Genomic DNA, 10,264 nt, shown 5'->3' with positions numbered 1-10,264 from the left:
GGGGACGCCCGCCGGTGGTGTGTCAGCTCCAGTGGTCGCTGAACGCCTGCGTGCAGCCGCCGTCGCTGTCGTCACTGGTCGCGACGAAGTTGCCGCCCGACGTCCACTCGACGTTCCCGGAGCCGTCGATCTTCACGTACTTGTACTCGAACTCCGTGCCGATCGTCAGCTCGGTGGAACCGCCCCACCAGGGGTAGCTCGCCTCGTTGGTGCTCAGCCGCAGGCCGCCGGCCGGGTCCCAGGAACCGAGCTCGGGAATCGATCCGACGACGTAGACCTCCTGGCCGTAGTGGGTCTCGGCCTGGACGTTGAACTCCGTGGCCACCGTGGTGCAGGTGGTTCCGCCACCGCCGCTCGACCCCCAGGTCACGCCGCCGGAGGGGGGACCGACGCGGTTGTCGCCCTCCTCCCAGACGGTATTCCCGGAGCCGTCGACCTTCACCAGCTTCCACTCGGCCGCCGAGGCGATCTCGGGCGTTCCGGTCCACACGGGGTAGGAGCTCTCGTCGGTGGTCAGCCGCACTCCGTCCTGGGGGGTCCAGGAGCCGAGCTCGGGCGTGGATCCGACGACGTACACCTCCTGGCCGTAGTCGGTGTGGACGGTCGCGGAGAGCGTGTCACCGGTGCCCCCGTCGCACTCCTCGGGGTCGTCGCACACGCCGCCGACGTGCAGCGCGACGGCTCCGTTGGCGGGGACCGAGACGGTGACCTGTCCGTCGGAGACGGTGAACGAGCCGTTTCCCGCAGCGTTCTCGTAGGTGTCGTCGGGAAGGTTGGTGTCGACGGTCAGGTTCCAGGTGCCCCCTCCGGCGTTGAAGGCGGCGAACCCGCGGTCGCCGCGGTCGAAGGCCAGGCGGGAGTTCCCGTCGGTGGCTCGCTGGATGACGGCGGTGTCACCCGTGGAGTTGCGGAAGGCGGCCATCCCGGCGACGGCGGGGTCGCGGTGCTCGCAGATCCATGCGGCGCTGGAGCAGTCGGTGTCCTCGGTGATCCAGCCCGCCGGGTTGCCGGGGACCTCACCGACGCTGGGCGGCCCCTGAGCCTCTTCGTGGAAGTCGTAGCTCGACATCACCTTCGGGTGCCCGTAGGGGTGGGCGAGCATGAACGCGGTGGCCAGGTAGTAGCGTTCACCGTCCTTGTGGGTGAGGGCGGGGGCAGAGCGCTGGGTGTCGTGGTTGTCGATGAACACCGTGGCCTGGTCGTCGGAGAGGCCGCCGTAGTCGGGCAGGTTCGCCAGCCCGGAGATGTCGCCGTCGGCGAACTTCCCGGCGACGTCGCGCTGGTAGTCGAAGTTGGTGGCGCGGCCGCCGTCGAAGGTGTACTGGGTGTAGGGGATGGTCGCGTCGCCGTAGACCTCGTAGTAGACGTCCGGCTTGCCTCCGAACCCGGGCACGTCGTTCAGGTTGGCGAAGATGTCCTGGACGTGGGCCTCGGGGACGTGCTTGGCGGCGTCCACGCGGAAGCCCGCCACACCCATGTCCACCAGGCCGTTGAGGTACCGCCGGATGTTCCCGCGCACCTGGGGGTCGGCCGTGTCGAGGTCGGACAGCTCCAGGAGTTGACAGTTCTGCACCTCCCACTTGTCGCCCCAGTCGGAGATGGTGTCGTAGCAGGGTTCGAAGTCGCCGTGCTCGTAGGCGGCCGACCCGTCGCCGAACAGGTCCGGGTAGTCGTAGTACTCCCAGTCGGTGCCCGCGCTTCCGGTGCCGGAGCCGGGACCCGTCATGTGGTTGATGATGGCGTCGACGTAGATCCTGACCCCGTTGTCACGGCAGGTGTCGACCATCGTCTGGAACTCCTCGGCGGTTCCCCGCCGGGTGTTGTCGATCCGGTAGGAGACCGGCTGGTAGTCCTGCCACCAGGGGTACTCGGCCCCCTCGGCCGAGGGGATGACCACGTGCTCCTGGGGCGGGGAGACCTGGACGCCGCCGAAGCCGTTGGGGCCGAGGAAGTCGGCGCACTCGGCGGCGACGGAGTCCCAGGTCCATTCGAAGAGGTGGACGATCGTCTCACCGTTGGCCTCGACCGTGGCGGCCGGGGCCTGGGGGACCTCCTGGGGTGTCGCCGCTGAGGCGGGCGCCGCCGCCAGCGCGGGTACCGCCAGTGCGGTACCGAGGGCGAGGGCCGCCAGGGCCCCGCCGAGTCGGTGTCGTTTCGAGCTCATGCGCGCTCCTTGGGGGAGTTTCTCGGTGGGGCCGCGCTGCCCCGCCGTCACACTCTTGCACTTGCTGCAAGAGTTTGCGTGAAGGTGACGAACGTAACAGAACCCCCGACTCTTGTGAACAGGGGGTTCGCTTCGCGTTTCCACCGTCACGCAGTGCGATGAATTCGGCTCCGAACTGCGATAACCCAAGCGCGTGGCGGATGCCCCGACGTGACCGGGACTCCGGTGAAGCGGCCTTGACCTGCGAGTCAACTCTGCTCGGGGAGACGGAAAATCAACGCAAGATTCCTGAAAGCACGCAAGAAAAAGCCGGCGCCGGCGAGGTTCGAGACCTCGCCGACACCGGCGGTCGAGCGGATCGGACGACTGCGGGGCCGCCCCGGACCCCTTACCAGAACACCGCGACGCCGATGTTGACGATCGCGAGGACACCGGCCGCGGCGGCCAGCCGGTTCGAGGGCTTGCGGAGGTTGAGGACCCCCAGGATCACCACGGCCAGGGCGATCACGAGCTTGACGCCGACCTTGACGTGGTTCATCTCCGGGTCGCCGGCCATCTCGGCCACACCGACGAGGGCCAGTCCGGTGACGAGCTGGAGGAGGGAGCTGTGCAGCAGCACCTTCGTCGACTTGGCGTTGCCGGTGATCACCTGCATGAGGAAGCCCGCGACGATGCCGGCCAGGCCGATCATGTGCAGGAAGACGAGCGCGGAGTAGAAGATGTCCATGGCGCCAGACTACTACGACGCGTAGTTTTCGAACCGGTTTTCATGACACACCGACGTAACGATACCCCGAGGGCCTGTCCCGGTCAGGGCCGCGCCGTCCTTCGCGTGCGCCAGAGCAGCCAGACCAGCGCCAGGCCGAGCGCCGCCCCGGCCACCCGCACCGACCCGGCGCCCACGAACGCGTCCACCCTGGACATCATGGTCGGTTCACCCACCACCAACGTGTCGCTCGCGCACGACGTCGGGTCGGCGTCGCGGTCCAGCAGCAGGCACGCCGTGCTCATCAGGCGGTCCCCCGCGACGGCCCCCGCGGGCACCCGGACCCGCAGCACGAACTCGGCCTCCCCTCCGTCGGGCACGTCGGCCCGCCAGTTCACGATGCCCCCGGCGAGAACCCCCTCACCCGCCGCCACGATCTCCAGCTCCTCGGGCACGTGCTGGGCGAGCAGGGCGCCCTCCACGGGGGTTCCCCCACCGTTGGCCACGGTCGCCCGGAACACGGCCTCCTCCCCCGGCATCGGACTCCGGTCCTCGGCGGTCAGCACCAGACCGACCGCACCCGACGGGTCGAGCCCGGGCACGGCGGACCCGACCCCCGCCCCCGCGGCCTCCCCGTCGGCCCACCCCGGCGCCGCCCCCGCCCCCGCGGCCGCCAGCACGGCGACCGCCGCGACACCCCGGATCCCCCACGCGACCCGACCCATGTCTCTCCCCCACTCTCGCTCACCGTCAGCACAAGACAACTACGAGCGACGCCATGATGGCATTGGGTGACACGCCTGAGCGGCAACCCGCTCCTCAGGGGCGTTCTTAGCCATACCACCCCAGGTCTTAGGCATCTCTTAGCGGTTCGCCCCCCATCCGTCGGCCAGGACTGGGATTCCTCCCCATGCGCGCGACCGGGTCTTAGGGCGATCGTTGGTCGCAGACGGCGGGACAGGGGGTTTCGCCGCGAGGGGAGAGGATCACCGTGTTCCACAGCGAACTCATGAACGCACACGCGCAGAACCTGACCAAGGAGCGGCTGCGCGAGTTCGAACACCTGCGTACCGCCCGCCAGGCCCGCGCCGAGGAACGGGCCAGACGCCGGGAGGAACGCGGCCGGGCGCGCCGGGCACGTTCCGCGGACGAGGAGAAGCGCAAGGGGCGCTTCGGTCGGGCAGCGTGACCCCCGCCCGCCGAAACCCATCCGGCACACCGGCCACCACGTCCGACTTGGAGGGCAGACACCGTGTCCGCACTCGAGGGCGACACCGTGCCCGCCTCCGCGTCGGGCGTGGCGGGAGAAGCCGAACGAGGGGCGCACCCCCTGCTCGGCATCATGGACGGCATGTCCAACCACGCCGGAACCAGTCCCGTCGTCATCGGCAGGGAGGAGCAGCTCCGGCTTCTGGCGGAACACGCCGAGCGGTCGTACTCGGAGTCCTCCGGGGCCGTGCTCGTCGGCGGGGATGCCGGGGTGGGCAAGACACGACTGGTCACCGAGTTCGCCGGGACCCGCCCCGCGGGAACCGTCTTCGTCGGCGGCTGCCTGCAACTGGGGGTGGACGGCCTCGCCTACGCACCCTTCACGGCACTCCTGCGCCAGTTCCTCCGTGAACACGGCCGAGCCATCGTCGAGGAGTCGTTCCCGGGTGGTGCCGGCGAGCTCTCCCGACTTCTGCCTGAACTGGGCGACCCGCCGGAAGGGCACCAGGAGGCGCGCGGACTCCTCTTCGAGCAGGTCCTGCGTCTGGTCCAACGGGTCGCCGGGGAACACGGGGTCACACTGGTGCTGGAGGACCTGCACTGGGCCGACGGCGCCACCCGTGACCTGCTCGTCTACCTGATCCGCAACCTCGACCTACCGGGTGTCCAGATCATCGCCACCTACCGGTCCGACGACCTACACCGCACCCACCCGCTACGCCGCCTCCTGCCGGAGCTGGAACGGCTGCCCGAAGTCACCCGCCTGGAGTTGGCGCCGCTCACCAGGGAGGAGGTGGCCGCGCAGGTGGCCGCCATCACCGGGGCCACGCTCACCTCCATCACCCTGGACGACCTGTACGAACGCAGCGACGGCATCCCCCTCTTCGTCGAGGCGCTCGCCGCCTCCGGGGAGAACCACGCGACCGGCTCCGACGCGGTGCCCGACCACTTCCGTGAACTCCTGCTGTCCGCCCTGCACGGACTGCCCGACGCGGCGGTCGCGGTGCTGCGCGTGGCCTCGGTCGGCGCGGTCTCCGGGGAGATCGGCCACGAGACCCTGATCCGCGCCTGCGACCTCGCCGAGCCCGAGGCGGAAAGCGCCCTGCACACCCTGGTCGACGCCAACCTGCTCCGGGTGCACGGGACCGGTTACCGGTTCCGGCACGCCCTGCTGCGGGAGGCGGTGCACGACGGTCTGCTGCCCGGCCCGCACGCCCGGCTGCACCTGCGCTTCGCCCGACTCGTCGACGAGTCCCCCGAATCGGTCCCCGCCGACCGCCGCGCCGCCGAACAGGCCCACCACTACCAGGCCGCCCACGACCTGCCCCGGGCCCTGCAGGCCGCGTGGTGGGCCGCCGAGCGGGCCGGTGCGTCCCTCGCCCACGCCGAGCAGCTCACGATGCTGGAACGCGTCCTGGGCCTGTGGGACCGGGTCCCCGACGCGGTGGAGCGCGCCGCGGGCCGCTCCTGGGAGGAGGTGCTCTCGAGCGCGGCCCTGGCAGCCCTGGCCGCCGGTCGGCCGCGCCGGGCAGGGGAACTGTGCGACGAGGCCCTGGCCGCCCTGCCCGCGGCGGACGACGACCGCACCAGGACGGTCCGCGCGGTGCTGCTCCGCTGCCGCGGCCAGGCCAGGACCCGCTGCGTGGACCGAGGCGCGGTCGAGGACCTCGCGCGGGCCCTGCGCACCCACCCCCCGCACATGCCCGGGTACGGCGTCATGCTGTCCATCCTGGCCCGGGAGACCATGTTCCGGCCGGGGGAACAGCTGCACCTGGGTGCCTCCTCCACGGACCTGGCCCAACGTGCGCTCGACGTGGCCGAGCGGACCGGCGACCGCTCCGCCGAGGCGGCGGCGCTGGTCACCCTGGGCTCCGTCCGGATGAGCCGGGGCGACCAGCGGGAGGGGCGCGCGATCATCGAGCGGTCGATTCGGGTCTCGCGGGAGATCGGCGACACGGCCATGGAGGCGCGCGGTGTCAACAACCTCGCCCATTTCCTGCGGGAACGGGGTGAGCACCAGGAGGGGCTCGCACTCCTGGACAGGCTGCTCAGTGACCACCGGGCCTGGGGCCGGAGCGGAGTGCACAGCAGCTTCATGCACCAGAACCGCGCTGAGATCCACTTCGAGCTCGGCCGCCTCGACAGCACCCGGTCCATCGTGGACGAGACCCTGCACCGCAGTGCCTCACCCATGCACCGGGTGTTCCTCCTGGTGCCCTGGAACCGTGCGGCGATCGCCCAGGGCGACCTCGCCGCCGCCCGTTCCGGGGCGGCGCACGACGACCTGGCGGCCGCCCGGTCGGGCATCGCCCGGGTGGACCGGACGGCGGTGCTGAGCATGGAACGCCTGGATCAGGCCCAGCAGGCGGTCACCGCCTGGCTGGATCTACTCCTGGCCGAGGGTGATGACGCGACCGCGCTGGACTACTCCGCCCAGGTCCTCGACCGGTTGCCGCTCGCCGACTCGCCCGGGTACGGGTGGGCGGTGCTGGATCTGGCGTCGGAGGCGGTGCGACGACGGGACGGCGACACCGCCCACCCCGTCCGATCCCGCTTGGGCGAGGTGTCGGCGGGCATGCCCGCGCACGGACCGGTGCAGAACGCCACCCGCTCGACCGTCCGCGCCCGGTTGGCCGAGGCGTCGGGGACACACGGGCGGGCGTTGGAGGCCTGGGGTGAGGCGGTCACCGGGTGGGAGCGCACGCCTATGGTGCTCCACCTGGCCAGGGCCCGGCTCTCGGCCGCGCGGACCGCTCTGGCGGCGGGCGACGGCTCCACCGCCCGTACGTGGGTGGGCCAGGCGCACGCGGCGGCTGTCGAGTGCGGCGCGCAGCCGCTGGAACGGGCAGCCGTCGGACTGGCGCGCCGTCTCGGGGTGGCGCTGGACGGGCACGCGTCACCGCCCACCGCCCCCGCCGGACTCACCGCACGGGAGACCGAGGTCCTCGGGCTGCTCGCCGTGGGCGGCACCAACGCCGAGATCGCGCGTGAGCTGTTCACCACGCCCAAGACAGCGAGCGTGCACGTGTCCAACATCCTCGCCAAGCTCGGTGTGGCCAACCGGACCGCGGCCGGGGCGCGTGCCCGCGAACTCGGCCTGGTCTGAGTCCCGGACGGAGGGGCGAGGTCGCGCGGGCACCGCGGGAGCGGAACCGACACGTCCCTGGCGACGGCACCGGGACCGGAGGGCCGGGGGCGGGTCCGAGGATGTCCGGGGCGGTGCCCGACCCGGGTGTACCGACCATGGAGGTCGACGGCACCCGCATCGGCGCGTCCGAGGCCGGGCCCCCGGCCTCGGACGAGTCGGGGCGCAGACGGCGGGGACCGGGAGCGAACGTCCGGGACGAGGGGTCCGTGAGCGGCTGGAGGACCCCGTGTCAGGGCGGGAACAAGCCTGTGGACAACTCCGATCGGTGGGAGGAGCGGCGGCATAATGAGTGCTATGCCCCTTCTCGTAGAGACCAGCGCCACGTTCGTCGGCCGGGAGACCCAACTCCGTTTCCTCCGGGAACACGCCAGACGAGCCCATGAGGAGGCACCGGGCGTGGTCCTGATCGGCGGTGACGCCGGGGTGGGTAAGAGTCGCCTGGTCAGTGAGTTCGTCGCTGCCCACCCGGAGGGGACGGTCCTGGTCGGTGGTTGCCTCCAGCTGGGCGTCGACGGTCTGGCCTACGCGCCGTTCACGGCGGTTCTGCGCCAGTTCCTCCGTGAACGCGGGCGCGCGGTGTTCGAGGCGGCCGCCCCGGGCGGGGTCGGCGAGTTCGCCCGGCTGCTGCCCGAACTGGGCGAGGTTCCGGCGGAGCGGCGGGAGAACCGGGGCATCCTCTTCGAGCAGATCCTCCGGCTGCTGACCCAGGCGGCGCGTGACGGCGGCCTCACCGTCGTCCTGGAGGACCTGCACTGGTCCGACAGCGCCACCCGTGACCTGCTCGTCTTCCTGATCCGCAACCTGGACCAGGCCGGGATCCAGTTCGTCGTCACCTACCGGAGCGACGACCTGCACCGTACCCACCCGCTGCGCCGCCTCCTGCCCGAACTCGAACGTGTCCCCGGGGTACACCGGATCCGGCTGGAGCCATTGAGCCGGGACGAGGTCGGCCGCCAGGCGGCGGCCATCCGCGGCGTGGAGCTGGCGCCGGACGAACTCGACGACCTCTACCGCCGCACCGACGGCTTCCCGCTGTTCGTCGAGAGCCTGGCCTGCGCGGACGATCGCGCCCCCGGCGACCGGTTCGGCGTCCCAGACCGCTTTCGCGACCTGCTCCTGGAACCGCTGCACCGACTCGACGACACCGCCCTGTCGGTCCTGCGGGTCGCGTCGGTGGGCGCGGTGTCCGGCGACATCGAGCACGAGATGCTCCACCACGCCGCCGAACTGCCCGAACGTGAGTTGGAGACCGCGCTGCACACGCTGGTCGACGCCAACCTGCTTCGAGTGCACGGGACCGGCTACCGGTTCCGACACGCCCTGCTGCGCGACGCCGTCCACGGCGAACTGCTGCCCGGCCCGCACGCCCGACTGCACCTGCGCTTCGCCCAGCTCATCGACGCCTACCCCGAATCGGCCCCCGCCGACCGCCGCGCCGCCGAACAGGCCCACCACTTCATGGCCGCCCAGGAGCTCCCGCGCGCGCTCCAGGCGTCCTGGTGGGCGGCGGTCCGGGCCGGGGACGCCCTCGCCGCGGACGAGGAGCTGGCCATGCTGGAGCGGGTCCTGAGCCTGTGGGCGCGTGTGCCGGACGCCCAGGAACGGGTCCAGGGCCACACGTGGGCCGAAGTCATGAGCCTGGCCGCGGGGGCCGCCCTGGCCGCGGACCGCCACGCGCGGGCCCGGGAGCTGACCGACGAGGCCCTGGCCGTCCTGCCGCGCGATGATGACGACCACACCCGCATGATCCGGGCCGAGCTGTTGCGCCGACGCGGTCAGGCGCGTGCCCACGACCCCGAGGGCGGGGGCGTCCTCGACCTGGCCCGCGCACTGGAACTGCACCCGCCGCACATGCCGGGATACGGACTGTTGCTGTCGATCCTGGCCAGGGAGAGCCTGCTCTACCGGGTCGACCGTGACCCCGGGCCGGACCAGCGCCAGCTGTCCGACCTGGCCGACGCCGGGCTGAGCGCGGAGGAACTGGCGCGGTCGGCCCTCCGGCTCGCCGAGCGTTCGGGGGTCGGTCTCGACACGTGCGCGGCCGCTGACGCCCGGATCACCCTGGGCGGGATCCTGATGTCCCAGGGCGACCCGGAGCGGGGGCGGCCGCTGATAGAGGAGGGCATCCGCCAGGCCGCCGACAACGCCGACCCCAACATGGAGGCGCGCGGGGCGGGCAACCTCGGGCACTTCCTGCGCGAACTCGGTCGGCACCAGGAGGGCCTGGAGGTCCTGGAGGAGTCACTCGCCCGGCACGCCGCGCTCGGGTGGGCGTCGGTGCACAGCACGTTCAACAACCAGAACCGGGCCGAGATCCACTTCGAGCTCGGGGACCTGGTTCGGGCGCGCGAGATCGTCGGCGCCACCCGCAACGGCCACCTCGCCACCAAGAACCGCTGGTACATCCAGCCCGTCGAGGCCAGGACGGCCGCCGCCATGGGGGACCTGGCCGCGGCCCGGGAGGCGGCCGGGCCGGAGGACCGAAACCGCGTCCTGACCGCCCAGCGCATGAACGTGGTTCAGCTGTCGGCGCTGGCACAGCTGGAGACGGATCTGGTGGGGGGTGCGGTGGACGAGGCCCTGGAACTGTCCGTGCGGGTCTTGGAGAAGGTGGCGCTGGCGGCCGGGCCGGGCTACTCGTGGCCGTTGGTGGAGGTGATGGCCGAGGCCGCGCAGCTCGGTCTGGGACCGGGGTGGCCCCCGGGAACCGCCGAGCGGGCCAGGCGGGTGCGCGCGCTGGCGGGCGAGGTCGTGGCCGAGATGCCGGTCATCGGTCCGGTGCAGGGGGCTTACGCCTCCTCGTGTACGGCCCGTTTCGCGATGATCGACGGGACCGGTCCGGGGGAGGCCCTGGCGGCGTGGCGCGCCGCCGTGACGGCCTGGGAGGGAACGCAGATGCGGCTGTACCTGGCCCGGGCCTGGGTGCACGCCGCCGAAGCGGCCGTCCAGGCCGGTGAGCGCGCCTGGGCGGTGGAACGGGTACGCGAGGCTCACGCCGTGGCCGTCGAATGCGCGGCCCGACCGCTCGCGCGCGCCG

Annotated in this window: 5 protein-coding genes and 2 pseudogenes; 3 read left to right on the top strand and 4 right to left on the bottom strand. The window is 72.0% G+C overall.

Annotation, left to right across the window (positions count from 1 at the left end; translation table 11 throughout):
- Window positions 1-22: 22 nt before the first annotated feature.
- The 4 genes and pseudogenes from D471_RS42210 to D471_RS0130320 form a co-directional block, all read right to left on the bottom strand.
- Window positions 23-316: pseudogene (locus tag D471_RS42210) on the bottom strand (carbohydrate-binding module family 20 domain-containing protein); the annotation flags it as partial.
- Window positions 317-355: 39 nt separating this feature from the next.
- Window positions 356-2,164, bottom strand: a pseudogene (locus D471_RS0130330) (carbohydrate-binding module family 20 domain-containing protein); the annotation flags it as partial.
- A gap of 388 nt (window positions 2,165-2,552) precedes the next feature.
- A complete protein-coding gene (locus D471_RS0130325; RefSeq protein ID WP_017602089.1) occupies window positions 2,553-2,891 on the bottom strand; it encodes a hypothetical protein in 339 nt (112 codons plus the stop codon).
- A gap of 83 nt (window positions 2,892-2,974) precedes the next feature.
- Window positions 2,975-3,595 (bottom strand): hypothetical protein, encoded by a 621-nt coding sequence (locus D471_RS0130320; RefSeq protein WP_017602088.1) that lies wholly within the window; start codon window positions 3,593-3,595, stop codon window positions 2,975-2,977.
- Window positions 3,596-3,861: 266 nt separating this feature from the next.
- Here D471_RS0130320 and D471_RS41060 point away from each other — a divergent pair, with 266 nt between their 5' ends.
- From D471_RS41060 to D471_RS0130305, 3 genes are all read left to right on the top strand, one after another.
- Window positions 3,862-4,059, top strand: a complete 198-nt coding sequence (locus tag D471_RS41060; protein ID WP_017602087.1) for a hypothetical protein — start codon at window positions 3,862-3,864, stop codon at window positions 4,057-4,059.
- A gap of 63 nt (window positions 4,060-4,122) precedes the next feature.
- The gene (locus D471_RS0130310; protein ID WP_017602086.1) at window positions 4,123-7,185 is read left to right on the top strand and encodes a helix-turn-helix transcriptional regulator; all 3,063 of its coding nucleotides are present in this window, start codon (window positions 4,123-4,125) and stop codon (window positions 7,183-7,185) included.
- Between the two features lie 327 nt (window positions 7,186-7,512).
- On the top strand, window positions 7,513-10,264 hold a 2,752-nt coding region (locus D471_RS0130305), incomplete at its 3' end, for an ATP-binding protein (RefSeq protein WP_449406584.1).

Source organism: Nocardiopsis lucentensis DSM 44048, assembly GCF_000341125.1.
Taxonomy (GTDB): Bacteria; Actinomycetota; Actinomycetes; order Streptosporangiales; family Streptosporangiaceae; genus Nocardiopsis; species Nocardiopsis lucentensis.
The sequence above is the reverse complement of the archived record's forward strand: the minus strand, read 5'-3'. Positions and strand labels throughout refer to the sequence as shown.

What these genes read in the sequence shown, in the direction of transcription:
- D471_RS0130325 (WP_017602089.1), bottom strand. Translation starts at nt 2,891, where the DNA reads ATGGACATCTTCTACTCCGCGCTCGTCTTCCTGCACATGATCGGCCTG.
- D471_RS0130320 (WP_017602088.1), bottom strand. Translation starts at nt 3,595, where the DNA reads ATGGGTCGGGTCGCGTGGGGGATCCGGGGTGTCGCGGCGGTCGCCGTG.